At 42.1% G+C, this 24,321-nt stretch carries 30 protein-coding genes and 1 tRNA gene; 24 read left to right on the top strand and 7 right to left on the bottom strand.

Annotated features, from left to right (window positions below):
- Positions 1–32 precede the first annotated feature (32 nt).
- The 5 genes from remB to dnaA all read right to left on the bottom strand — a co-directional run bounded on the left by remB (position 33) and on the right by dnaA (position 4,350).
- Positions 33–281 carry an extracellular matrix regulator RemB gene (gene remB, locus AC58QT_RS34495; protein ID WP_173117070.1) on the bottom strand — a complete coding sequence of 83 codons (249 nt, stop codon included), beginning with the start codon at positions 279–281 and terminating at the stop codon, positions 33–35.
- A 5-nt stretch (positions 282–286) separates the two neighbouring features.
- On the bottom strand, positions 287–1,405 hold the full coding sequence (gene recF, locus AC58QT_RS34490) for a DNA replication/repair protein RecF (RefSeq protein ID WP_497412879.1): 1,119 nt from the start codon (positions 1,403–1,405) through the stop codon (positions 287–289).
- Between the two features lie 27 nt (positions 1,406–1,432).
- Positions 1,433–1,648, bottom strand: coding sequence for a S4 domain-containing protein YaaA (gene yaaA, locus AC58QT_RS34485; protein ID WP_056622694.1), 216 nt, complete (start codon positions 1,646–1,648; stop codon positions 1,433–1,435).
- Between the two features lie 11 nt (positions 1,649–1,659).
- Positions 1,660–2,802, bottom strand: coding sequence for a DNA polymerase III subunit beta (gene dnaN, locus AC58QT_RS34480; RefSeq protein ID WP_310499868.1), 1,143 nt, complete (start codon positions 2,800–2,802; stop codon positions 1,660–1,662).
- Between the two features lie 180 nt (positions 2,803–2,982).
- Entirely contained in the window at positions 2,983–4,350 is a 1,368-nt protein-coding gene (dnaA, locus tag AC58QT_RS34475) for a chromosomal replication initiator protein DnaA (protein ID WP_497287428.1), read from the bottom strand.
- Positions 4,351–4,985: 635 nt separating this feature from the next.
- On the opposite strand from dnaA, the gene rpmH reads away from it, so the two are divergent.
- The 12 genes from rpmH to AC58QT_RS34415 all read left to right on the top strand — a co-directional run bounded on the left by rpmH (position 4,986) and on the right by AC58QT_RS34415 (position 16,057).
- Entirely contained in the window at positions 4,986–5,120 is a 135-nt protein-coding gene (gene rpmH, locus AC58QT_RS34470; RefSeq protein ID WP_028557239.1) for a 50S ribosomal protein L34, read from the top strand.
- Between the two features lie 136 nt (positions 5,121–5,256).
- Complete coding sequence (gene rnpA, locus AC58QT_RS34465; RefSeq protein ID WP_497412883.1) at positions 5,257–5,616, top strand: ribonuclease P protein component; 360 nt, start codon at positions 5,257–5,259, stop codon at positions 5,614–5,616.
- Between the two features lie 71 nt (positions 5,617–5,687).
- Entirely contained in the window at positions 5,688–6,461 is a 774-nt protein-coding gene (gene yidC, locus AC58QT_RS34460) for a membrane protein insertase YidC (RefSeq protein WP_068667027.1), read from the top strand.
- Positions 6,458–7,075: an RNA-binding cell elongation regulator Jag/EloR gene (jag, locus tag AC58QT_RS34455; RefSeq protein ID WP_057314190.1), complete on the top strand. Its 618-nt coding sequence runs from the start codon at positions 6,458–6,460 to the stop codon at positions 7,073–7,075. The genes yidC and jag overlap by 4 nt, the downstream gene beginning before the upstream one ends.
- A 74-nt stretch (positions 7,076–7,149) precedes the next feature.
- On the top strand, positions 7,150–8,526 hold the full coding sequence (gene mnmE, locus AC58QT_RS34450; protein WP_497412878.1) for a tRNA uridine-5-carboxymethylaminomethyl(34) synthesis GTPase MnmE: 1,377 nt from the start codon (positions 7,150–7,152) through the stop codon (positions 8,524–8,526).
- A gap of 46 nt (positions 8,527–8,572) precedes the next feature.
- A complete protein-coding gene (gene mnmG / locus AC58QT_RS34445; protein ID WP_497412877.1) occupies positions 8,573–10,468 on the top strand; it encodes a tRNA uridine-5-carboxymethylaminomethyl(34) synthesis enzyme MnmG in 1,896 nt (631 codons plus the stop codon).
- Between the two features lie 3 nt (positions 10,469–10,471).
- The gene (rsmG, locus tag AC58QT_RS34440; RefSeq protein ID WP_497412876.1) at positions 10,472–11,197 is read left to right on the top strand and encodes a 16S rRNA (guanine(527)-N(7))-methyltransferase RsmG; all 726 of its coding nucleotides are present in this window, start codon (positions 10,472–10,474) and stop codon (positions 11,195–11,197) included.
- A 331-nt stretch (positions 11,198–11,528) separates the two neighbouring features.
- On the top strand, positions 11,529–12,344 hold the full coding sequence (noc, locus tag AC58QT_RS34435; RefSeq protein ID WP_310499873.1) for a nucleoid occlusion protein: 816 nt from the start codon (positions 11,529–11,531) through the stop codon (positions 12,342–12,344).
- A gap of 164 nt (positions 12,345–12,508) precedes the next feature.
- Complete coding sequence (locus AC58QT_RS34430) at positions 12,509–13,267, top strand: ParA family protein (RefSeq protein WP_068667017.1); 759 nt, start codon at positions 12,509–12,511, stop codon at positions 13,265–13,267.
- Entirely contained in the window at positions 13,264–14,136 is an 873-nt protein-coding gene (locus AC58QT_RS34425; protein ID WP_497412875.1) for a ParB/RepB/Spo0J family partition protein, read from the top strand. Before AC58QT_RS34430 ends, AC58QT_RS34425 begins: the two co-directional genes overlap by 4 nt.
- 253 nt (positions 14,137–14,389) lie before the next feature.
- Complete coding sequence (locus tag AC58QT_RS34420) at positions 14,390–15,550, top strand: aminotransferase class V-fold PLP-dependent enzyme (protein WP_497412874.1); 1,161 nt, start codon at positions 14,390–14,392, stop codon at positions 15,548–15,550.
- A gap of 15 nt (positions 15,551–15,565) precedes the next feature.
- Positions 15,566–16,057, top strand: coding sequence for a DUF4446 family protein (locus AC58QT_RS34415; protein ID WP_497412873.1), 492 nt, complete (start codon positions 15,566–15,568; stop codon positions 16,055–16,057).
- Here the strand turns inward: AC58QT_RS34415 and yyaC are convergent.
- Positions 16,032–16,655 (bottom strand): spore protease YyaC, encoded by a 624-nt coding sequence (gene yyaC, locus AC58QT_RS34410; RefSeq protein WP_310499877.1) that lies wholly within the window; start codon positions 16,653–16,655, stop codon positions 16,032–16,034. The genes AC58QT_RS34415 and yyaC overlap by 26 nt on opposite strands.
- 100 nt (positions 16,656–16,755) lie before the next feature.
- Between yyaC and AC58QT_RS34405 the strand changes: the two genes are divergently transcribed.
- The 5 genes from AC58QT_RS34405 (at position 16,756) to AC58QT_RS34385 (ending at position 18,848) form a co-directional block, all read left to right on the top strand.
- Entirely contained in the window at positions 16,756–16,998 is a 243-nt protein-coding gene (locus AC58QT_RS34405; RefSeq protein WP_063795718.1) for a putative Se/S carrier protein, read from the top strand.
- Positions 16,999–17,010: 12 nt separating this feature from the next.
- Entirely contained in the window at positions 17,011–17,865 is an 855-nt protein-coding gene (locus tag AC58QT_RS34400; RefSeq protein WP_497412872.1) for a mechanosensitive ion channel family protein, read from the top strand.
- A gap of 1 nt (position 17,866) precedes the next feature.
- On the top strand, positions 17,867–18,082 hold the full coding sequence (locus tag AC58QT_RS34395) for a DUF951 domain-containing protein (RefSeq protein ID WP_310499880.1): 216 nt from the start codon (positions 17,867–17,869) through the stop codon (positions 18,080–18,082).
- Positions 18,083–18,158: 76 nt separating this feature from the next.
- Positions 18,159–18,246 (top strand) — tRNA-Ser (locus AC58QT_RS34390).
- Positions 18,247–18,419: 173 nt separating this feature from the next.
- Positions 18,420–18,848 carry a hypothetical protein gene (locus tag AC58QT_RS34385; RefSeq protein ID WP_497412871.1) on the top strand — a complete coding sequence of 143 codons (429 nt, stop codon included), beginning with the start codon at positions 18,420–18,422 and terminating at the stop codon, positions 18,846–18,848.
- Between the two features lie 68 nt (positions 18,849–18,916).
- On the opposite strand, the gene AC58QT_RS34380 is transcribed toward AC58QT_RS34385, so the two are convergent.
- Entirely contained in the window at positions 18,917–19,108 is a 192-nt protein-coding gene (locus AC58QT_RS34380) for a YjzC family protein (protein ID WP_497412870.1), read from the bottom strand.
- A 243-nt stretch (positions 19,109–19,351) separates the two neighbouring features.
- On the opposite strand from AC58QT_RS34380, the gene rpsF reads away from it, so the two are divergent.
- The 7 genes from rpsF to rplI all read left to right on the top strand — a co-directional run bounded on the left by rpsF (position 19,352) and on the right by rplI (position 24,278).
- On the top strand, positions 19,352–19,639 hold the full coding sequence (gene rpsF, locus AC58QT_RS34375; RefSeq protein ID WP_310499883.1) for a 30S ribosomal protein S6: 288 nt from the start codon (positions 19,352–19,354) through the stop codon (positions 19,637–19,639).
- Between the two features lie 34 nt (positions 19,640–19,673).
- A complete protein-coding gene (gene ssb, locus AC58QT_RS34370) occupies positions 19,674–20,156 on the top strand; it encodes a single-stranded DNA-binding protein (protein WP_497412869.1) in 483 nt (160 codons plus the stop codon).
- Between the two features lie 25 nt (positions 20,157–20,181).
- On the top strand, positions 20,182–20,469 hold the full coding sequence (rpsR, locus tag AC58QT_RS34365) for a 30S ribosomal protein S18 (RefSeq protein WP_028557221.1): 288 nt from the start codon (positions 20,182–20,184) through the stop codon (positions 20,467–20,469).
- Between the two features lie 150 nt (positions 20,470–20,619).
- Entirely contained in the window at positions 20,620–20,931 is a 312-nt protein-coding gene (locus AC58QT_RS34360; protein ID WP_310499885.1) for a MazG-like family protein, read from the top strand.
- Positions 20,932–20,937: 6 nt separating this feature from the next.
- Positions 20,938–21,852, top strand: a complete 915-nt coding sequence (locus AC58QT_RS34355) for a DUF2232 domain-containing protein (protein WP_497412868.1) — start codon at positions 20,938–20,940, stop codon at positions 21,850–21,852.
- 18 nt (positions 21,853–21,870) lie between these two features.
- A complete protein-coding gene (locus AC58QT_RS34350; protein ID WP_497412867.1) occupies positions 21,871–23,832 on the top strand; it encodes a DHH family phosphoesterase in 1,962 nt (653 codons plus the stop codon).
- Positions 23,829–24,278 carry a 50S ribosomal protein L9 gene (gene rplI / locus AC58QT_RS34345; RefSeq protein ID WP_057314898.1) on the top strand — a complete coding sequence of 150 codons (450 nt, stop codon included), beginning with the start codon at positions 23,829–23,831 and terminating at the stop codon, positions 24,276–24,278. Before AC58QT_RS34350 ends, rplI begins: the two co-directional genes overlap by 4 nt.
- The last annotated feature ends 43 nt before the right edge of the window (positions 24,279–24,321 follow it).

The raw sequence follows: 24,321 nt of genomic DNA, 5'->3' as shown, positions 1-24,321 counted from the left end.
ACTCTTCACCTGCTTTTTTATATTAAAAGAAGTTAATTCGTCAATAACTGGTTGGCTCTTTTCTTGAGCGTTGTTGATGAGATGGGGGAATAGTACACTTTGCTTTTGGTCACGACGAGTGACTTGCAATCTTCCTCGCCAATTTGCTCGGTTCGTTTATCTTTTAATGCTTGTTGGATGAATTGCTTCGAGATCTTGGATGATTTCTCAATCGAAATATCAAATATAGCAATTAATTCAGACGCTCTAATGATTTTCTCTCCACCCAAATGAATAAACATGCTCCTCAGCTCCTGCCGCTTACATTTCCTTTCAAAACATGAAACACGGAAGCATGATCCAGTTGGTCCAAATGAACACTCTCTAGACCCGTTGTCGTAATAAATGTTTGGACTTTCTGCTGAAACGTGCGAATTAACTGTGTCTGTCTATATTCATCCAACTCCGATAGGACATCATCAAGCAAAAGCAGCGGGTATTCGCCCACTTCCTCATGAATGAGCTCAATTTCTGCTAGCTTGAGTGATAGCGCGGTTGTACGCTGCTGACCTTGGGAGCCGTACGTTTGGACTTCTTTGTCGTTTATGTAAAAGAGAAGATCGTCACGATGAGGGCCAACTAACGTAACGCCTCTTCGGAATTCCTGATCTTTCACCAAAGATAACTTTATCATAAATTGGTTTAATAAAACAGATTCATCTTCAAATGGCTCCATGTCAAAAGAAGGGGAGTAACGAATAACTAACGATTCACTATCGTTCGTTATCCCTCTGTGGATGTTCTCCGCCCATTTTTGAAGCTTCTTTATGAAGTTTTGACGCTTTTTCATAATTTTAACACCATACTGTGCTAATTGTTCGTTCCAGATGTCCAACATGGCGTCCGGTGAGCTTTTCCCCGGGTAATTTTGCTTTAAATAGTTGTTCCGCTGCACCAAAATTTTCTGATACTGGGATAGGTCATGAATATATGAGGGTTGTACCTGGCCAATCTCCATATCCAAAAAGCGACGCCTGATGCCAGGTGTTCCTTTGACGATCTCTAAATCTTCTGGCGCAAACATGACGACGTTCAGTGCACCTATAAAATTACTGAGCTTTTTTTGCTCAAGGCCATTAATCTTCGCCTTTTTCCCCTTAGATGAGATGGAGAGATCCAACTTGCAGTTCCCGTACAATTTCTGAATCTCTGCATGCAGCAATGTTTGCTCGCCATTCCAGCCAATTAATTCTTTATCTTGATGTGTGCGGTGTGACTTGGTCATGCCCATCACATAAATGGATTCCAGCAAATTGGTTTTGCCTTGCGCATTAGGACCAAGGAATATATTCACGTTATTCGATGTTGATAATTCAACATGATCGTAATTTCTATAATGACTGAGTATGAGTTTGTTCAGAAACATGGCCGATCATCCTCCTGGTTCATTCAATCAGGAGCTTATGACCTCGAATTGTCCAAAACCTTCTACCTTAACGATATCCTGCGGCACAAGTTTCCGACCTCTTCGATTTTCAGCTTGCCCGTTTACTTCAATTTTGGTTTCCACAACGAAAAATTTAGCTTGTCCACCTGTGGATATACAGTCCGATAATTTCAAAAACTGCCCAAGTGTAATGTATGCAGTGTTGATAACTATTTGTTTCATGGGAGCGCTCCTTAATTCGTTGTTCGATATGGCAGAATTAATTGCAAGATGTTCGTGGAATCCTGCGGTTTCATGATGATCGGCTGCATAGCTCCTGTAAATCCAATTTGAATAAACTCGGAGTCGAGCACTTTAAGTGCATCCAACATATATTTGGAGTTAAACGAAATCTTAAGTAAGTCACCAACGATATGCTGAAGGGCAATTTGCTCCGTCACTTTCCCTAGCTCAGAGGAGCTGGAAGAGATTTCGATTGTTTTGTCTTCAAGCATCATCATTTTAACAATATTCGTTTTATCTTCTTTGGATAGAAGGTAAGCACGATCGATTGCTTCCGCCAATTCCTTCGTTGGTACAACCATTTCCGTTTGAAAAGATTGAGGAATGAGCTTAGATGTATCCGGGTAAGTCCCATCTAAAATACGCGAATAAAATAAAATCGATTGAATTTTGAATAAAACCTGGTTGTCCGAAATAACTATATCTATAAGCGTATTTTGATCAGGCAAAATTTTGCTTAATTCATTCAGCGTTCGTCCTGAAATAACGATATTAGGCAGATTTTGCGCGTGCTCATTATCAACAGTTACTTCTCTACTTGCCAAACGATGACGATCGCAGGCAATAAATTTTAATTTATCTCCGGTAATGTTCCAAAGAACCCCAGTAAGAATAGGTGTCGATTCATTGGTGGATACCGCATAAGACGTTTGTTTAATCATAGTTTTGAGTAAATCACTTGGTAGACGAAGCATTTTACTTTCTTCAATTTCAGGAAGCAGTGGATATTCATCTGGATCTAGCCCCATGATCTGAATTTCAGAAGATCCTGAACGAATGATCGTTTGGAAATTTGCTTTGACTTCAATTTCAATTAATTGAGCTGGCAGCTTACGAATGATTTCAACGAAAAATTTAGCGGGAAGTACAACACTCCCAGCTTGAATAAGTTCAATAATTTTAATTGTGCTGTTTTCACTGGCTGTAAAGCTTTGAATAGAGATGTCGGTATCACTAGCTGTTAGTGTTACACCGCTTAAGGTTGCATCTATTTTGATTCCTGTAAGAATGGGTATCGTAGTTCGAGAGGATATGGCTTTGGAAACGTGACCAATGGATTCGATTAAATGGTCTTTTAGGATAGTTAATTTCATGACTTCACTCCTGCAGTTCTTTTTTTACGGTGCGTTAGCATAATCATTATATAATAACATTCTTTATTAGTAATAGCAGTAGGGGCTCTGGATATGTGGATATGTGGATGAACCTGAGATAGAGCAAGCCTATCCACATGTGAATAGATTGTGCATAGGCTTATGAAAAAAGTGATGTTATTAAGAGGGGTTTTTTATACGTTCCGTTAGGTTATGGACAATCTTATATAATTCTTGATCGACTTTTAGCTGCTGCACGATTTTCTCATGCGCATGTATGACCGTTGTATGATCGCGACCCCCAAAATTATCTCCGATTTTCGGCAATGAGAAGTCTGTGAGCTCCCGTGCAAGGTACATCGCTACCTGTCTTGGGAACGCTACGGCTTTTGTTCGTTTACGCGCTTTGAAATCCTCGAGCTTTAAACCATAGAATTCTCCAACTCGCTGTTGAATATCCTGTATCGTAATGACCCTTGGCCGGTTCGATGGGATGATATCTTTCAACGCTTCGGCTGTTAAATGTACGCTGATATCTTGATTAATAAGTGATGAATACGCAACTACACGTATTAAAGCACCCTCCAGCTCTCGAATATTCGTATCAATTTGGTTAGCGATATAGATCATAGCTTCATTTGGAATCTCTAAATTTTCGGCTTTTGCTTTTTTGCGCAAGATAGCGATACGTGTTTCTAAATCTGGTGGCTGAATATCCGTAATAAGTCCCCATTCAAATCGTGAACGCAACCGATCCTCTAAGGTCGGAATCTCTTTGGGCGGACGGTCACTTGAAATAATAATCTGTTTTCCTTCTTCATGAAGCGCATTAAATGTGTGGAAAAACTCTTCTTGCGTTCCTTCTTTTCCAGCAAGGAATTGAATATCATCGATGAGCAGGACATCAATCGTACGGTACTTATTGCGAAATCCTTCCCCGCGGTTATCACGAACGGCGTTAATGAATTCATTCGTAAATTTTTCGGAGGATATATATAGAACCCGAGAACCAGGGTTATGTTCAAGTACATAGTGTCCGATAGCATGCATGAGATGAGTCTTACCTAATCCAACTCCCCCGTATAAAAAGAGCGGATTATACGCTTTTGCCGGTGCTTCAGCTACTGCAAGGGAAGCTGCGTGAGCAAAACGATTACCAGATCCGATAACGAAGGTATCAAAAGTGTACCTGGCATTCATCATACTTGTGAAATTTTCTTCTCCAGCTACAATAGCTGGACCTTTAGGAGGGATGACAACTGGTTGAATGGATGTCATCGATTGTGTCTTTTGCTCTTCGGTTTCAATGACGAACTTTACGGATACATGCTTACCCGTATAATCGTAGATCGTACCTTCGATTAGCTTCGTGTATCTGCTTTCAAGCCATTCTTGCGCAAAATTATTCGGCGCGCAAATGATGACTGTGGAATCGTTGAATACGGTTGCCTTAGTAGACTTGAGCCAGGTGTCAAAACTGGGTTTGCTGAGCTTTGTTTGTATAATCGTTAAAATTTGTTGCCAAAGGTCCGTAGAATGGCCTTCCACAGTACTTCACTCCTTTTGAATCAAACATGTGGCATAGGCCAGGTGAAACATGGTTATGATTTATGGATAAAACGTGAAACGAATAACTCACGTTGGAATCGTATAGTTTAGTTAGTTAGTATATAGTGTGCCCAAATTTCTACTAAAAGAATCTTATGTCTGGTGGGGTCAAAAAAGGATGACTTTTGTCGGTTTTATCCACATTGTTAAGGATCCGCAGAAATGACTTATTCTTATAGAGGATAGTTTGTGCACATTGTTATCCACAGGATGTTGATAACTCGGAGGTTTAGTGGTGTATATCCACAGCAGAAACATTACTATCTTAACAAAAGATACCTTGTTAATCAACGGATTGTTTCGTATTATCCACAATAACAACAAGTTGTGGGTAGAAATTGTTCACAACACAAGATATTGTTGATATTCTGTTGATTTTCGACAAAGTTTGTTCTTTCTCGTCAAAAGTTTATTCACAGCTTATTCTTTTGATCATCGTCCCGACATTCTGTCATCACCCTGTCACCCAAAAACTGCACACTTGGGTAGGTTGACTTTCTTCTGTGAAAATGATTTAATGAGTAGTAGAAATTTTGTAGGATGGATATCCTCAGCCAGGTAGGGAGGTGCTATAGATGGGTCCAACATTTAACCCGAATACGAGAAAGCGTAAGAAGAACCATGGTTTCCGTAAAAGAATGAGCACGAAGAACGGTCGTAAAGTTCTACAAGCTCGTCGTCTTAAAGGAAGAAAAGTTCTTAGCGCGTAAGAAGAGGCTCCGAAAGGGGCTTTTTTTTTTGCATTTTGTTGTTTGGTTTACATCGAGCTGGTTTTGTTAAAACTAGATAAGATATGTAGTGTTCTTTCAATATAATGATTGTGATCTGTCTGGAGTGTACATGGCTGTGGAGAAACAGTATCGGTTAGCGAAAAGAGAAGATTTTAGCAAGGTGTATCGCTATGGTAAATCTATGGCCAATCAGCAATTCGTGCTCTATTATTTGCCGCAGCCCAAAGCAGAAGAATTTCGTTTTGGTGTGTCTGTTTCCAAGAAAATTGGCAATGCAGTTGTACGTAATCGCTTAAGACGAATGATGAAAGAAATTATTCGGTTAAAAAAAGAAAATATGACGCCTCAATATGACTACATCCTGCTGGCCAGAAAACCGGTTGTTGATATGGCCTACGCGGACATGGAGAAGAGCATCTGGCATGTCATTCGTAAAGCTTCTTTATATAAAAAAAATGACACCACAAAAAAGTGAAGCAATATTTCCTTGCGGACTGAAGATGTGTTATAGTTTATCTTGGAAAAGACATTTAGGAGGATCTCATTTTGACTCGTCGAATTTATATGCTAGTAGCACTGTCTTCGGTGATTTTACTTTTGTCCGGATGTAGCCCGTCAAATGCAGCATCTGCGCCAATCGACCTGAACACGGCTAATTTCTTTACTAAGTACTTTACGTACCCGCTTTCACAAACGCTTGACTGGTTCGCCGATCATCTTTGGGGTCAATATGGATTATCCATCTTGGTTGTTACCTTGATTATTCGATTGATTATTTTGCCGCTTACGCTTAAGCAATACAAAAGCTCTAAACGGATGCAGGATCTGCAGCCTGAAATGAAGAAGCTTAAAGAGAAATATAAAGATGATGCGAAAAAGCAACAAGAAGAGACGATGAAGCTATTTCAACAAAATGGTGTTAATCCGTTAGCTGGTTGTTTTCCTATCATCGTACAAATGCCAATTCTAATTGCGCTATACCAAGCGATCATGCGTAATCAAGAGATCCATGAGCACACGTTCCTGTGGTTGAATCTTGGTAAACCGGATCACTTGTACATTCTACCGTTGATTGCTGCGGCTACGACGTTCATTCAACAAATGTTTATGTCTTCTCAAATGAATCAACAAATGAAAAGCTTAATGTACATTTTCCCGGTCATGATTTTCGTTATGTCCATGAATTTTGCATCAGCGCTTCCGCTATACTGGATTTACGGTAACATTTTCACAATTGTTCAGTCTTATTTCATCTATGGTGCTCCTGGTTCACAAAAAAAGCCTGGATCTCAAAATAATAAGGGTGGCCTGTCGAAATGAAGAAAATCGTGGTGACTGGAAAGACAATTGAACTAGCCGTTAAATCTGGTCTAGATCAATGGCAAGTTTCGGAGGATCGTGTACATATTCATATTTTGGAACAGCCCTCACGAGGGTTGTTCGGGTTTATTGGATCCAGAGTTGCGAAGGTAGAGCTCGAATTGATACCCGATCCACTTGAGGAAGCGATAGCTTTCTTACAAGATATGTTCGAAGCGATGCAAATTTCCATCACCATAGATACGCATAAAGATCGTGAAGGCTATATCTTAAACATGAGTGGTTCGGAATTAGGTATTTTGATCGGGAAAAGAGGACAAACACTCGACGCCCTCCAATATTTAGTCAATATTGTTGGGAATCGGTATGCGAATTCTCATTTCCGCATTATTTTAGATGCGGAGAATTTCCGTGACCGCCGGAAGAAAACGCTGGAAGAGCTAGCGCTAAGATTGGCGAACCGCGTCATTAAGTCCAAAAAAGAAGTGATTCTGGAGCCTATGAATTCGCAGGAACGCAAAATTATTCATGCTGAATTGCAGGGGCATCCTGTTATCAAAACGTACAGTAAAGGCGAAGAACCGAATCGTCGGGTTGTCATCGCTGTTAAATAATTCAGATCGCAATGACTTGGTTCATATGTCATTGCTTTTTCTTTAAGATGAGGTAAATTCGAGGTGCAAATACTATGTTAAATGATACGATTGCTGCTATTTCTACACCGCTCGGTGAGGGTGGGATAGCGGTTATTCGTGTGAGCGGCGAGGATTCTGTCACATACGTTGAACGTATTTTCCGCTCAAAAACGAAATTATCTGTTGCTGACACGCATACGGTACATTATGGATTCATTATAGAACCTGCTTCTGCCGAAAAGGTAGAGGAGGTTCTAGTTACGTTAATGAAAGCTCCGCGTTCTTTTACGATGGAGGATGTTGTTGAAATTAGCTGCCATGGCGGGATTGTATCGGTTAAGAAGGTGCTTGATTTACTCTTATTACAGGGTGTTCGATTAGCAGAACCAGGTGAATTTACGAAGCGTGCTTTCTTGAATGGCCGTATAGACTTAACGCAAGCAGAAGCGGTTATTGACCTGATTCGTGCCAAATCGGATCGCGCATTCAAGGTTGCGTTGAAGCAAGTTGAGGGTAATTTGTCTAAGCAAATTAAACATTTACGTTATATTCTTGTTGAGTTGATGGCGCATGTTGAGGTTAATATTGATTATCCGGAACATGATGTGGAGGAAATGACGAACACGTTCATCAAGACGAAGTGCGAGACGGTCATGTATGATATTGATCGTTTATTGGTGACCGCGGAACAAGGTAAAATACTGCGTGAAGGCATTGAGACTGCGATTGTCGGCAAACCTAATGTTGGGAAGTCTTCTTTGTTAAATGAGTTAGCACAAGAAAATCGAGCTATCGTTACTGATATTCCGGGAACTACGCGGGATGTCATTGAAGAGTTTGTTAATATTGGTGGTATTCCGTTGAAGCTGCTAGATACAGCAGGAATTCGAGAAACATCAGATATTGTCGAGCAAATTGGCGTGGAGCGTTCGAAGACAGCGTTAGCTGAGGCGGATCTTATTTTACTGGTATTGAATAGTAATGATGAGCTTCAACTTGATGAGATAGCACTAATGAAGCAATTAGCTGATAAACAAACGATCGTTATTCTGAATAAGATTGACTTGGATCGCAAGCTAGATGTGGAACAAGTTCTTAGTTATTTCCCTAAAGAACGTATCGTAGAGCTATCTCTGATTGAGAATAAAGGTATTGAGGATTTGGAAAAAGCAATCGCTGCGATATTCTTCGAAGGTAAGTTAGAGTCGAGTGATTTAACGTATGTGAGCAATGTTCGTCATATTTCATTGTTGAAGCAGGCTAAGCGTTCTCTGCAGGATGCTTTGGATGCGAATGAACAATATGTTCCGATTGATATGATTCAAATTGACATCCGAGCTGCATGGGAGCAGCTTGGCGAAATTATAGGAGATTCGGTAGGCGAGTCCCTGATAGATCAAATTTTTACACAATTCTGCTTAGGAAAATGAAAATCGACAGCATTTGCGTTTTCATAAAAGAGGGAGGGACGTTTCTATGGGATATCATGCAGGAGATTATGATGTTATTGTTATCGGTGCCGGTCATGCTGGTTGTGAAGCCGCGTTAGCTTCAGCTCGTATGGGGTGCAACACTTTGCTTTTAACGATCAATTTAGACATGGTCGCTTTTATGCCTTGTAACCCATCTATCGGTGGACCAGCGAAGGGACACGTTGTTCGTGAGATCGACGCTCTTGGTGGCGAGATGGGTCGCAACATAGATAAAACATATATTCAACTTCGTATGTTGAATACAGGCAAGGGGCCGGCGGTTCATGCACTTCGTGCTCAAGCTGACAAATTTTCGTATCAGCACAAAATGAAAGAAACAATTGAAGCCACACCTAACCTAACTTTACGTCAAGGAATGGCGGAGGAACTCATTGTTGAAAACGGCATTTGTAAAGGTCTGATCACGAAGACCGGCGCTGAATATTACGCGAAATCTGTCGTTTTGACCACGGGGACATATTTACGCGGTAAAGTGATTATGGGCGAACTGATGTACGAGAGTGGCCCTAATAATCAGCAGCCATCTGTTAAATTATCCGAGTCCTTGCGCAAGCTTGGTTTCGATCTAGTTCGTTTCAAAACCGGTACGCCTCCGCGCGTTCATGGTGATACGATTGATTTTAGTAAAACAGAAATTCAGCCAGGTGATGAGCAGCCGAAGTTTTTCTCTTTCGAAACGAAGTATGGCTCTAATCATAATCAACAACTGCCTTGCTGGTTAACGTATACGTCAGCCACGACGCATCAAATTATTAATGATAATTTGCATCGCGCTCCGATGTTCTCTGGTGCTATTGAAGGGACGGGGCCGAGGTATTGTCCTTCTATTGAAGATAAAATTGTTCGTTTTGCGGATAAAGCTAAACATCAGATCTTCCTAGAACCAGAAGGTCACAGTACGTCTGAATACTACGTGCAAGGTTTGTCGACAAGTATGCCAGAAGACGTACAGCTGGGTATTCTACGTTCCATACCTGGTCTAGAAAAAGTAGAAATGATGCGTACTGGTTACGCGATTGAATATGACGCGGTTGTGCCTACGCAACTTAAACCTTCATTAGAGACTAAGTTGGTTAGTGGCCTGTTCACGGCTGGGCAAATCAACGGAACATCTGGCTATGAAGAGGCAGCCGGTCAAGGTGTAATGGCTGGTATTAATGCAGCGCGTAAAGTACAAAACAAAGAAGCGATTGTTTTGGATCGTTCGGAAGGATATATCGGGGTGCTGATCGATGATCTGGTTACGAAAGGAACAAGCGAACCGTATCGTTTGCTTACTTCACGTGCTGAGTACCGTTTGCTACTTCGCCATGACAATGCAGACCTACGCTTGACGCCAATAGGTCATGAGATTGGGTTAATCTCGGAAGAGCGCTATGCGAAGTTTTTGAATAAGAAAACGTTAGTCGAGCAAGAAATCGAACGGTTATCTGAGGTGAAGGTAAAACCAGAACCTCACGTTCAAGAATTGCTTCGAAGCTTAGAGAGTGTTGAATTAACGAATTCGGTTCCTGCGATTTCATTATTGCGTCGTCCGGAGATTGAATATAAGCATATTGAACAAATGACGATGTCTCCTTTTGACTTAGATGAAGATATGAAAGAGCAAGTAGGCATTCAAGTGAAATATGCAGGTTATATTGAAAAACAAAGCAATCAAGTTGATCGTCTACGTAAAATGGAAAAGAAAAAGATTCCGGATGATATTGAGTACAGCGAAATTCATGGAATTGCTACGGAAGCTAAGCAGAAACTCGCGAAAATCCGCCCAATTTCAATCGGTCAAGCATCGCGGATTAGTGGCGTTACGCCATCGGATATTTCGATCTTGCTCGTATATCTCGAACATTACAATAGAGTCATAGCGGCTAGAGGTTAAGATATGGATGCTATACAGCAACAATTCACAGATTTATTAGCAAAAGAAAATATTACACTTTCTACACAACAGCTAGTTCAGTTCGAACAGTATTACAAGACACTTGTAGAGTGGAACGAAAAAATGAATTTGACTGGCATTACGGAGAGAGATCAAGTATATCTCAAACATTTCTATGATTCTCTTTCCGTGGCTTTTAACTATGATATGGCGCAGGTTAAGTCTCTTGCTGATATCGGTTCAGGTGCTGGATTTCCAAGTATACCGCTTAAGATTGCCTTTCCTCATCTTCAAGTTACGATCGTTGATTCCTTGAATAAGCGGATTTTATTTCTTAAAGAAATCGTGGCTCAATTAGGTCTAACGAATATGGATTGCGTACACGGTAGGGCAGAGGATATTGCAAGATTGCCTCGTTATCGAGATCACTTCGATCTCGTAACTGCTAGAGCAGTTGCAAAGATGCAGGTGCTGAATGAGTTCTGTTTACCGTTTGTTAAGAATGGCGGCACTTTTATTGCAATGAAAGGATCTGAAATAGAGGAGGAGATTAACGATTCTTCCTTTAGTTTAGTAGAATTACGAGGCAAAGTTTTCACGATTCATCGAATGATTTTACCTGTTGAAGAATCTGTGAGACACTTTGTTGAAATTCGGAAGACGGCTGCGACTCCTGCTAAATACCCGCGTAAGGCAGGACTTCCGCTAAAAGAACCACTTACCAAATAATGAAATGTTTCACGTGAAACATTTCATAGCAATCTTGCTAAATAGAAGGATTATTGCCTTCAATGGAGAATACTTATATAAGGTGAAAGCCCGTCTCATACTGGCTTCGCCTTAGATTTTATTTGTGCTGTTGTAGTAGGATATTCGCAATTGATAGATTAAATTTACTAGAATCAGACAGCATGAATGACATCGTCTCGGAACGGCGAATAGATCGTTTCACCTTGTACAGGACGGACAGAACCCTTTGATTATTAGCGGACGATGTAGCCGTTTATTGCAACTGTACTGATCGCTTAAACTACGGGAAGAGTTGGTGGTAAGTTTTCCTATGAAAGAACAAATATCGAAGCTATTTGGCCTTGCAGATCGTTCAACGACAGATGAGGTCAAAAACATACCCGTAAATAGTATTATTCCTAGTCCCTATCAGCCGAGAACATTATTCGATGATGATCGTATTGACGAACTGTGCCAAACTATTCGTACACATGGAATTATTCAACCCATTGTTGTTCGAGTCAAAAATAGTACTTTTGAATTGATTGCTGGCGAACGACGTTTGCGAGCTGTGAAAAAGTTAGGGCTCGATACTATTCCAGCTATTGTTCGAGATTTTAATGATTCACAAGCTGCATCGATTGCGCTTATTGAGAATCTGCAGCGTGAAGGACTTACTGCGATAGAAGAGGCTGCTGCTTATCATCAATTGATCGAAATGCATGATCTTACGCAGGAGAGTCTCGCACAAAGGCTTGGCAAAAGTCAATCAACGATTGCGAATAAGATTCGCCTTTTACAATTGAGTGAACCGGTTAAGATGGCTTTGATGGAACGTAAAATTACGGAACGCCATGCACGAGCTTTATTAGCTTTGGATGAAGAAGAGCAACAGGTTAAGTTATTAGAAGAAATTATCACCAAAGAATTAAATGTGAAACAAACAGAAATCAAAATTAGCTTTCTAAAGGAAGCGGCGAAGATTAAGAAGTCGCGTCGTGTATCCTTTACAAAAGATGTTCGTCTTGCCCTCAATACGATTCGACAATCCGTTGAAATGGTTTCTAGTTCGGGCTTACATATTAATACATCAGAACAAGATCATGAAGATCATTACGAAATTATAATTAAGATTCCTAAGCGATAATTTAGGCATTCCTGCTACCTAAAACGGCGCAAGCCGTTTTTTTTGCATCTAATGGCACGAATCTATTAAATATTCATAAGGTAACTGAGAGTTAGATATGGTAAGATAGTACTACTGCTTGTTAAATAGCATTATGGAACATAAGCGATAGAGGTGAAATGGTTTTGTCTAAAATTATTGCAATAACGAATCAGAAGGGTGGCGTCGGTAAGACGACGACTTCTGTGAATCTAGGCGCTTCATTAGCTTCGCTTGGTAAACGCGTTCTTTTGGTCGATATTGACCCTCAAGGGAACACAACAAGTGGTATTGGTATTAATAAAGCTGATGTTACAAATTGCATCTATGATGTCTTGATCAATGATGTGCATCCGAAAGATGCGACGTTTGATACGAATGTACCGAATCTTAAAATTGTTCCAGCTACAATTCAATTGGCTGGTGCAGAGATTGAATTAGTACCAACCATTTCAAGAGAAGTACGATTAAAGAAGTCACTTCAACTTGTCAAACACTTATATGATTATATTTTGATAGATTGCCCTCCATCACTTGGCCTTTTAACGATCAACTCTTTAACTGCCGCGGATTCCGTAATCATCCCTATTCAATGTGAATACTACGCATTAGAAGGTTTAAGTCAACTTCTGAACACCGTGCGTTTGGTGCAAAAACATTTAAATACAGGTCTTCAAATTGAAGGCGTACTATTGACGATGTTTGATGCAAGAACAAACTTAGGTATCCAAGTTATTGAAGAAGTTAAAAAGTATTTTCAAACAAAGGTATATCAGACGATTATCCCTCGCAATGTACGCTTGAGTGAAGCGCCGAGTCATGGGCAATCCATTATTACGTACGATCCTAGATCAAAAGGCGCGGAAGTTTATTTAGAACTTGCTAAGGAAGTGATCTCAGTATGACCAAAGGCCTCTCTAAAGGTTTAGGTAAAGGATTAGACGCATTAATTACGTCCTTGCATATTGATGAGAGCGATAAAGTCATTCAAATTCCATTGGCTCAGCTAAGAGCTAACCCGTATCAACCAAGGAAACATTTCAATGAAGATAGCATCAAAGAGCTTTCAGAATCGATCAAAGAGCATGGCGTTATTCAGCCAATCATTGTTCGGAAAGTTCTTAAAGGTTACGAAATCATTGCAGGTGAGCGTCGTTTCCGTGCATCACAAGTTGCAGGAACGCCAACGATTCCAGCCGTTGAACGCATTCTATCAGATCAGCAGGTCATGGAGATTGCTTTGATTGAGAACGTTCAACGCGAGGATCTCAATGCATTGGAGATTGCTTTTGCTTACCAAGGTATCATTGATCAGTTCTCGTTAACGCAAGAAGAACTTTCAGCGAAGGTTGGGAAAAGTAGATCACACATTGCAAACTTCCTTCGTTTGCTTTCTCTACCGGAAGCGATTAAACAATATGTTTCACGTGGAACATTATCAATGGGACATGCGAGAGCTATTGTCGGTGTGAAGGACGATAAGATTAAGAAAGAACTTGCCGAGTCAACGATCTCTAAACAATGGAGTGTTAGGGAGCTTGAAGAAGCGATTAAAATGCTAGAAGAACAACCTGGTCCTGAAAAGGAAAAAGCAAAACAAAAAGAAAAAAATAGAGATCCGTATATTAATCAAGCAGAAGAGCAATTGCGAGACATTTATCGGACATCCGTTAAAATTAAAACTCAGCAGGATAAAGGGAAGATCGAGCTGCTCTATTACTCAAAAGATGATCTCAACCGTCTGCTAGAATTATTGCAAGGTAAAATCTCTTAAAAATTGCTAGCGTACCTATGGAGGCTGTCAGTTCATTAACAGTGAACCGACTGTCTCCTATGTTTTTCTTTCGAGAAGAAGGAACAAACTAAGGTATGCTATATTTTTGACCACACATATATAGAAACGGTAATTAAAGAGCTCAAATGTGTACTTTCTATTGGCGATAGAACCTACTTTCCAATATAGACGTCTCCTTTTTATGGGCAAGTGTTGATGATGCAGGTAGAAATTTCTCAAAGGAGTTGGGAACATGAAGGGCGTTATGTATTTCGATCAAGCAGCATCCTCGTGGCCAAAGCCGCCTGCAGTGATGGATTCGATGATACAATGCATGCAAGAGTATGCAGCCAATCCAGGTAGGGGCAGCCACCAAATGGCGGTGAAGGCAAGTCGTACGCTATTTGAGACTAGAAAGAATCTAGCAAAGTTGTTCGGTGTTAGAAACCCCAATGACATTTCTTTTGCATTAAATACTACTCATGCTTTAAACCAGGCAATTAAAGGTTTCGTCAAGTCTGGCGATCATGTCATTTGCTCTAATGTTGAGCACAATTCGGTGAGAAGACCTCTTGAATATTTGAAGGCAGCTGCTGGGGTTGAGCTTACCTATTTGCAACATGATGAACAAGGAAATATGAATTTAAATGAGCTGAAAGAAGCTCTTCGACCAAATACAACATTGGTTGTGGTGAATCATAGTTCTAACCTGCTTGGCACAATTATGCCGATTGCCGAAATCGGCGAGATATGCAAAAGCCATGGTGCGAAGCTGCTTGTAGACGCGGCTCAGAGTGCCGGTGTACTGCCCATTCATGTCGCAGATATGAATATAGACATGCTTGCCTTCCCAGGCCACAAGGGGCTCCTGGGGCCTCAGGGGACGGGTGGGTTATATATCCATCCGGACATGGATTTGGAACCGTTACTACACGGTGGAACGGGCAGTCAATCTGAAGCGATCCATCAACCTACGGTGCGTCCTGATCGCTATGAAGCAGGGACACAGAACACACCTGGCATCGCAGGTTTAAATGAAGGTGTAAAATTCGTGCTTAGCGAAACCGTGGACAAGATTCATGCGAGAGAGTGGGCCCACACGCAGCAATTAATGGAGGGGCTACTGGGAATTGAAGGAGTGACGATTCTAGGGCCGAAGCTTGGACAAAATAAAACAGGAATCGTTTCCTTTAACATTCAAGATGTGGATTCATCGGAAGTGGCTTTCATTCTCGATCAGTCATTCCAAATAGCCGTACGAGCAGGTTACCATTGTACACCACTTGCCCATGAAGTTGCGGGGACCCTAGCAAATGGTGCAGTGCGCGCGAGTATCGGTTATTTTACAACGGATGAAGAAGTAGCTGCACTTATTGAAGCTGTCAAAGAGATTCAAACGCAATATGCGAAGTAGAAAGAGGGATTGGGCATGGGGGAACTGTTTGGCTTAAATGCAGAATACGTAATGTTAGTTTGTTTCGCATGTATTCTGGTGTTATTTATTACGATTATTATTATTTCAGTTCGTTTGTCATCTTTGCGGAAACGTTATACGCGGATGATTAATGGTTCTAGTGCTGAGAATATGGAGCAGGTATTACTCGATATGCAGACCGCGTTGAATGAGCAAAAGGCCGAATCCCAAGAGGCTTCGACCCAAATTTCTAATATTCATCAATCCATGAAGAAGATGACATCAAGCATAAAAATTCGTCGCTACAATGCTTTCAATGAAGGTGGTAGTGATCTCAGCTTTTCGTTGGCCATGCTGAATGAAGAACAAGATGGTGTGATTGTTACAGGAATACATAGTCGAGAGCAAATGTATGTATATGCAAAGCCAATCACCAAGGGGCAATCCAGTTACACATTAAGTCCAGAAGAGAAAGAAACCCTTACTCAAACTTTAAAGCAGTCGTAGCACTTGGGGCAAAAGATTGGGTACGTCTGATTGCAGCGTAAAGGGCATCGCCGATGACCGTCGCCATATTCATAACAAGGCTAAGCCGTGTATTTTGCAAGACGAAGTATTCCATGAATCCACCTACGTTCACGATCCCCGTGACATGAATGTCACCAACGGGAGGTAGATCTTTATTGACGCCGGCACCTGGCTTAAGCGGTCCATAAGCTACCTGAATACAGCCCACACTAGCAACTTGCCCTAAACATGCATCAACCGCTACGATGAATGGATTTTGGAATTGCTTGTGAATGGTTTCAACCGTTTCGGCTAAATTCATCGCATGAACAGGCTCATCTAATGTGCCGAATAAATGAAGATTGCGGAGAGTCGTTGTACGATTTAGATGAGAACCAACCAATGGACCGAGAGCGTCCCCTGTAGAACGATCTGTCCCTACACAGATAACAACAATAGGTTGATAGGTTGGTAGTTTACTAAAAATGGCTTGCAAATGCTTTGCGAGAAGATATGGTGTATTGGAATCGGTATGCTGAATTTTCAATGGTTCTTGCACTGGGGTTTTATCGCCGTCGAATCCAAAATGGAATTTCATGATATCCCTCCAAAGTAGGTAGTAATCTTTTTTTACTAGTATATGGAGAGAGAGGCACATTTATACGTAGAGGGGAGAGCTTTCTCTGGAATATTCGATTATGTTGCTAGCTTTCGATTCTACCCAACAAGCATTAAGAGCAGAGATGCTGCTAGAGTATGCGGATATCGAGATCGATATCAGGCCCACACCGAAAGAGATTACAGCGGGATGTGCGCTATCTATTGAATTTCCAGGAGCCGATCTTGTGCAAGTTCAAGAAATCATAGAGAGCGAGAACGTTGAGATTAGGGGAATCTATTTTAAAAAAGAAGATGGATATGGTACCATAGTAGAAAAATAAGGAGGCTTACTAGTGTCTTTTGAAACACAATTTTTTGAAAATATGATGCATTGGATTCGGGAGCACATTAGTAAACCTGAAATCATTGCCTCGATATTCTGGATTACGATTAAAATTGTACTAATCTATGTTATTGCTAGAATTATCATCAAAATTGCTGACAAAACAATCGCTCATATGGTCATTGCGAGAGAGAAGTCACCTCTCAAAATTGATAGACGTAGATCCAATACCATTTCAATTCTTGTACATAATCTTATCGCGTATACAGTAAATCTAGTTGCTATCATGTTAATTCTCGGTCAGGTAGGTTTGAACTTAGGTCCCTTACTTGCAGGTGCAGGTGTTCTCGGATTGGCAATAGGTTTCGGAGCACAGAGTTTGGTGAAGGATGTTATTACAGGATTCTTTATTATTTTCGAGGATCAGTTCGGAGTTGGCGATGTTATTCAAATTGATCAATTCAAAGGGACCGTTGAGGAAATTGGCATTCGTGTGACGCGTATCAAAAGCTGGACCGGTGAGGTTCACATTATCCCTAACGGAAATATTAAGCAGGTTACGAACTTCTCCACTTATAATTCAATTGCAATCGTTGATGTATCCATTGCGTATGACGCTGATATTGATCGTGCGATGGTCTTATTAAATGAAGTTGTCGCTGAAGTGCATGAGCGCACAGAAAGTATCGTTAAAGCGCCACAAGTACTCGGTGTGCAAATGATCGGGAACACGGACTTGAAGATCCGAGTGATTGCGGAATGCAAACCGAACAAACAAGGGGAAGTCAGCCGAATTTTAAATGCAGAGATTAAGAAGTATTTAGATACCCATGGCATTAAACAAGAAAAGGTGGAGGGGAACTAAGATGGAGAAGAAAGAATACCAACTTGGCGATGTTGTGCAGATGAAAAAGCCCCATCCATGCGGTACAAATGAAATGGAAATTATTCGAATGGGCATGGATATTCGGATTAAATGTGTAGGCTGCAAGCACAGTGTCCTAGTGCCAAGAACGAAGTTCGAAAGCAAGCTCAAAAAAATATTGCGCAGCAATGCCGCGACAGAAGAAGAGCCGAGCTAAACTTTTCACAAAAAATAGTAAAACACTTGCGAGAGACAGACTTTTTTGATACAATAAGTCCTGTTCTCATTTTCTTGGAAAGGTACCCAAGTGGTCCAAGGGGGCTGACTCGAAATCAGTTAGGCGTCGCGAGGCGTGCGTGGGTTCGACTCCCACTCTTTCCGTACTAGAACACACAAGATAAAACCGTTTATATCCTTCAAGGGTATAGGCGGTTTTTTTTTCCTGTTTAGATATCGTGATAGTGGTTTATATGAAAGATAAGGGATAAAACCTAAGAACACGTAGCAAAATAAAAGTTAGGTTATGGAAAATAGCTTATAGGAGGACGATATACATGAAAAGATGGATGATAGCACTTGCGGTGGTTGCTGTAATGGCCTCAGGCTGCGCTAAGAAGGAAGATGCGACAACAGCTAGTCCAACACCGGGTGTGACGGTTCAGCCTTCAGCTGGGGCTTCAGCGACGCCTAGCGGGACGCCGAGTGGTGGGGCTGGAACAGCGTCTCCTACACCGAAAGCTACGACAGGCGGTGGAGCGGCAGAGTCACCTTCTCCGATAACCAAAGAACAAGTAGAGAAGATCACGATGACGAGCACATACGATGATATGGTGAAACAAACGGGATCGAAAGGTAAGTTAGTGAAAGAAGAGAATGGCAAACGCACGTATGAATTTGTTATTACGAATCAACCAGGATATTACGCTCAAATTGTCTACTTTGCCGATGGGAAGATTTCGGAGAAGCGCGTTCTTCAGAAGTAATGAAATGATAGAATAACGAACACCCCTCATTTATATTAAAGTGAGGGGTGTTTGTTATTTGTATGAAGTTACATCCGCTTGCCGCCTTTTTTATGCCATTTGCGATTATGATTGCTTGTTGCTGGGAAGGTATCGCCTTTTCTCAAAGTAACTGTCTTGGGATTGTTAATCCCCATATGGAAGGCATTCTCGCCAACTTCCATATATTCACCATCGTTAGGAACATGATCGCCTTCATTAAAATGTGTCCATTCACCCACGATTGAATCACCTCTTTATCAGAATAACAATCATAGTTAGATTGCCCCAAGAGGGCGGAAGCATGTAGCGTATTACTTACCAGCTTCCACCTGTGCGAATCGTGGGATAAAAACTTGTAATTTGCCGCGTGATTTGCTATAGTATTCAGGTGCGAGTTTTGAATAAGAATCCTCGCTCCTTGCTCCATCGCTTGCCTAGCAAGTTTGAATAGGAGCCGCTTAGTCCAAAAGGAGGTGAAATACATGCGCAAATATGAAATGATGTACATCATTCGTACTGACGTTGAGCAAGAAGTTGTTCAATCTACGGTAGAAAAATTTCAAGGCATCATCACGAACGGTGGGGGAGAAATCTCCAAACATGACCTGATGGGTAAACGCCGTCTTGCGTATGAGATCAAGAAGTTCCGTGACGGGCACTACGTGCTTGTACACTTCAACGCAGAACCTGCTGTTGTAACTGAACTTGATCGCGTACTTAAGATTTCGGACGAAGTTATTCGTCACTTAATCGTAAACGACGTAGCTTAATCAATGCCAGTATTTTCGTCAGGAGGGTTATTCCATGTTGAACCGTGTCATTCTTATCGGTCGATTGACCAGAGATCCAGAACTTCGTTATACACCAGCTGGGGTAGCAGTTACCCAATTCACACTAGCTGTAGATCGTCCTTTCACGAGCGGTGGCTCGAAAGAACGTGAAGCGGACTTTATCAATATCGTCACGTGGAGGCAGCTTGCCGAAACATGCGCGAATTACTTGCGTAAAGGTCGTTTAACAGCAGTTGAAGGACGCATTCAAGTGCGTAACTACGACAACAATGAAGGAAAACGTGTTTACGTGACCGAAATTATTGCCGACAATGTTCGTTTCCTTGAATCTAGCGGCGGGAATCGCGAAGAGGGCGGATCCTCTAATGCAAACGCAGGCGGCGGCTATAGCGGCGGCGGAAGCAGCAATCGTGGCGGTGGATCGCGCGAGCAGCAGGATCCTTTCATAGATGACGGAAAACCGATCGATATTTCCGATGATGATTTGCCATTTTAAACGTAGAAAGGACTGAAGAGACACAATGGCTTTCCAAAAAAGAGACAACAATGGTGATGATCGTGCTGATCGCAAATTTGCTCCTCGTGGCAAAGGCGGTAAAGGCAAACGCCGTAAAGTTTGTTACTTCACAGTAAACAAAATCAAGCATATTGATTATAAAGATATCGAGACTCTTAAAAAGTTCATCAGTGAGCGCGGGAAGATTCTTCCTAGACGTGTAACTGGTACTTCCGCTAAGTACCAACGTGCTTTGACGATTGCGATCAAACGCTCCCGTACAATCGCGTTGCTTCCTTACACAACGGAATAGGTTTTATCATCAAAGGCAGCTGGTCAGACGGCTGTCTTTTTTGTTTGTCCAGAAAGAGAATGAATACTCGGGCAGAGGCTTTCTTTTCTAGTGCCTATTTGTGGTATAATTGATCAATATCGTTTCTGCTGAGATGAGGAGTGATGACGGTTGCTGAATAGGGAAAAAGAAGTTGACCTAGCCAGACGGGCCAAAGTCATTGAGTGGCTCAAAACAGAAGTCGTAGATCATGTAGCTCACCTGCTCAAAGGCATGTGGGAAGGCAGTCATGCAAAGATGATGGACGGATTGGCCAGTCTGATTTCGAGTGGCTATATTTTAGGCCGAAGACTGGGGATTTCTTATCACAGTTTGGACGAAGCTATTATTGAGAAAATGAAGAAGCACCGCCAAGAGGGCCATCAACTTGAGGACTGGTACGGCGACATTTCATCGCTCGAAGAACATTTACGTAAGAGGTGAGCCCGGTTGGGGAATCGAAGTTGGCAAAGTGTCATCTGGAGCGTAGTTATGATTATTTCATTGCTATCGTTGATGACGCCATTTATTATTTTCACGTGTAGTTTTCTATTGGTTCCGGTTCTAATGTTATATGTCAAAACAAGTACAAAGCGCTTCGTCGTAAGTTATGTACTTAGCCTGCTCGTTATTTACATACTTACACAGTGGATAGGCCTCTATTTAATAACAATTGCGTTGTTCATATTGCCACCTGTGTTAGTGATGGGGAATCTGTACAAACGTAAAGCGGCAGCAAGATCTGTGTTAACCGCAGGTATCGTTACCATTTTGGCTGAGTCATTAATAAGCTTGCTACTAGGCTTTGCATTAGGTCTTAATCCGGTTGCGAAATTCAAACAATTTATGATAGATAGTATTGCAACCATGCCGCAAAGCATTCAAGACATTTTACCGAAGGATCAAGACTGGTACGTTGGGTTCATTGTGCAAGTCATTCCGTTGTATTTGATCTTTGTGGCGTTGTTCATAACTTTTGTGACGCATGGCGTAACGCGATGGTTTTTGAACAAATCCGGTGAAGGTATCCCAGGCTTGCGACCAATGAGAGAGTGGAAGCTGCAGAGATCGCTAGTCTGGATTTATTTAGTGGCATTTGTCTTAGATCTATTTTCAAAACCTGATTCGAGCTCACTTATTTCGACGTTGCTGATGAATGCCATGCCGCTGTTGATGCTTGCATTCGCTGTTCAAGCGATAGGCTTTCTGTTCTATGTGGCACATGCGAATAAATGGAAACCCATCCTGCCGATTGTGGCGATCATCGTATTGGTGTTCATGCCGCCACTATTTATTGTGTATAGCTTATTAGGGGTATTTGATGTTGCGTTTCCAATCCGTGAACGGTTCAAGAAAAATTTATAGGATTAGGAGCTAGTTCGAATGCCGAAGTTCCTTTTGAAGCGGTGGCACGGTCAGCATATTGTGTGGATGTTCGTTCTGCTCATCGCCTTGACGGCCATTATTTATATGTTCAAATGGTGGCTGGGCCTAACGGCTTTCTTACTCTGCGGGGCAATGGCGTATTTTACACTGCAAGCGGAGACAGCTTTTCGTCGAGAATTGAATACGTACGTCGGAACGATAACCCATCGCGTGAAGAAAGCCGGCAATGAAGTGATGAGCGGGCTGCCCATCGGCATTATTTTATATAATGAAGAGAAACGTATCGAGTGGCACAACCCTTTTGTAGCGAAAATGCTAGGACAGGATTCCGTGATTGGTGAATCACTCTTTGATTATTTCCCAGATCTCAAAAACAAGAAAGACAAAAGTGATAAAATCGAGCTGACGGTTGGTCAATTTATTTATCAAGTGTGGACCAAACCGGAAGAGCGACTCCTGTATCTACGTGAAATTACGGAGCATGCTGTACTAGCGAAGAAGTACGAAGATAGTAAGACGGCGATTGGTATCGTGATGATGGATAATTTGGAAGAGGCTACTCAGGGACTGGATGATCAGGCACGCAGTATTATGTTGGCCAAGGTGACCGGTGAGATTACGGAATGGGCTCAGAAGAATCAACTTTATCTACGTCGGACGTCCTCAGATCGCTTCTTGATATTGATGGATCAGAAAGCGTTGCGTCAATTAGAGCAAACCCGCTTTGAATTATTGGATGATGTTCGCGATCTGACGATTGAGAATAAGCTTCCTCTAACGCTTAGTATTGGGATCGCCTCTGGCTCGGAATCCTTAACAGAGCTAGGTCAGATGGCACAAATGGGACTGGATATGTCACTCGGCCGCGGCGGCGATCAAGTGACAGTGAAGGTCGGGCAGCGTCTGTCCTTTTACGGCGGAAGAACGAATGCGGTCGAGAAACGTACGCGGGTAAGAGCGCGAGTGATTTCTCATGCACTGCGTGATCTAATGAAGGACAGCGACAAGGTCATTATCATGGGGCATCGTTTTGCGGACATGGATTCGATCGGCGCGGCGATAGGTGTGCTCAAGGCGGTTCAGGTTGTCGGCAAGGAAGGCTACATCGTGCTGGAGGGTGTGAATCCTGCAATTCAGAAGGTGATGGAGACGATTTCGGCTGATGAGCGGTTGCACCGTTGGTTCATTACACCTGAGCAGGGGATGCAAATTACAACACAGCGTTCACTTGCAGTTGTCGTCGATACGCATAAAGCTTCTATGGTCGCCGAGCCCAAGCTCCTGCAGCTGACACACAGGGTCGTAGTGGTCGATCACCACCGTAGGAGTGAGGAGTTCATCCATGATGCTACGCTTGTCTATATGGAGCCTTACGCGTCCTCTACGTGTGAGTTAGTGACCGAGCTCTTGCAATATATCAACGAGAAGCTGTCCATGGAAGTTTTGGAAGCTACGATGCTCCTAGCGGGTATTGTTGTCGATACGAAGAGCTTCAGTCTTCGGACAGGTGCGAGAACCTTCGAGGCAGCGTCTTACTTACGACGTAATGGAGCAGATTCTGCACTCATTCAGAAGCTGTTGAAGGAAGATTTGGATTCTTATATTGAGCGTTCCGAGATTATTAAACACACAGAAACAATCTATGATCATATCGCATTGGCAGTTGCTGAGCCGTCACGCAAATATTCTCAGTTGATGATTGCGCAAGTTGCTGATACATTGTTAAATATGACGAATATTATGGCTTCCTTTGTAATTGCCGAACGACCGGACGGATTAATTGGGATTAGCGCGAGATCGCTAGGTCAAATGAACGTTCAAGTGGTCATGGAGCGTCTTGGCGGTGGTGGGCATCTAACCAATGCAGCCACACAGACGGACTGTACATTAGAGGAAGCAACGAATCGATTAAAACAAGTACTAGCCGATATAGAGGAAGAGGAGGGACTTTTCGAATGAAAGTTATTCTACTGAAAGACGTAAAAGGCCAAGGTAAAAAGGGCGAAGTAAAAGAAGTATCCGAGGGATACGCGCAAAATTTCCTAATCGCACAAGGACTTGCTGCTCCAGCTACACAGGGCACGGTAAAAGTGTTGGATAATCAAAAGAAAGCCGAACAACGCCGTAAGGATCAAGAGAAGGCGGATGCGCAGGCACTGGGCGAGAAGCTTAGTGAAATGACGGTACAAATTAAGGCGAAATCTGGCGAGGGTGGACGTCTGTTCGGAGCTATTCCAAGTAAGCAAATCGCAGAAGTGTTGGAAAAACAATATAAAATCGTTATTGATAAGCGTAAAATCGTGCTGGAAGAGCCAATTCGTACACTAGGTGTAACGAAGGTTCCCGTTAAGCTGCATGCAGAAGTAACATCTAGTTTGAACGTTCAAGTTACGGAAGAGAAGTAAGCTTTTGGAGCACAGGGCATGAAGATTCGCATAGAAAGAAGAG

The organism is Paenibacillus sp. J31R109 (genome assembly GCF_059692055.1).
This window is presented reverse-complemented; position numbering and strand designations above follow the sequence as displayed.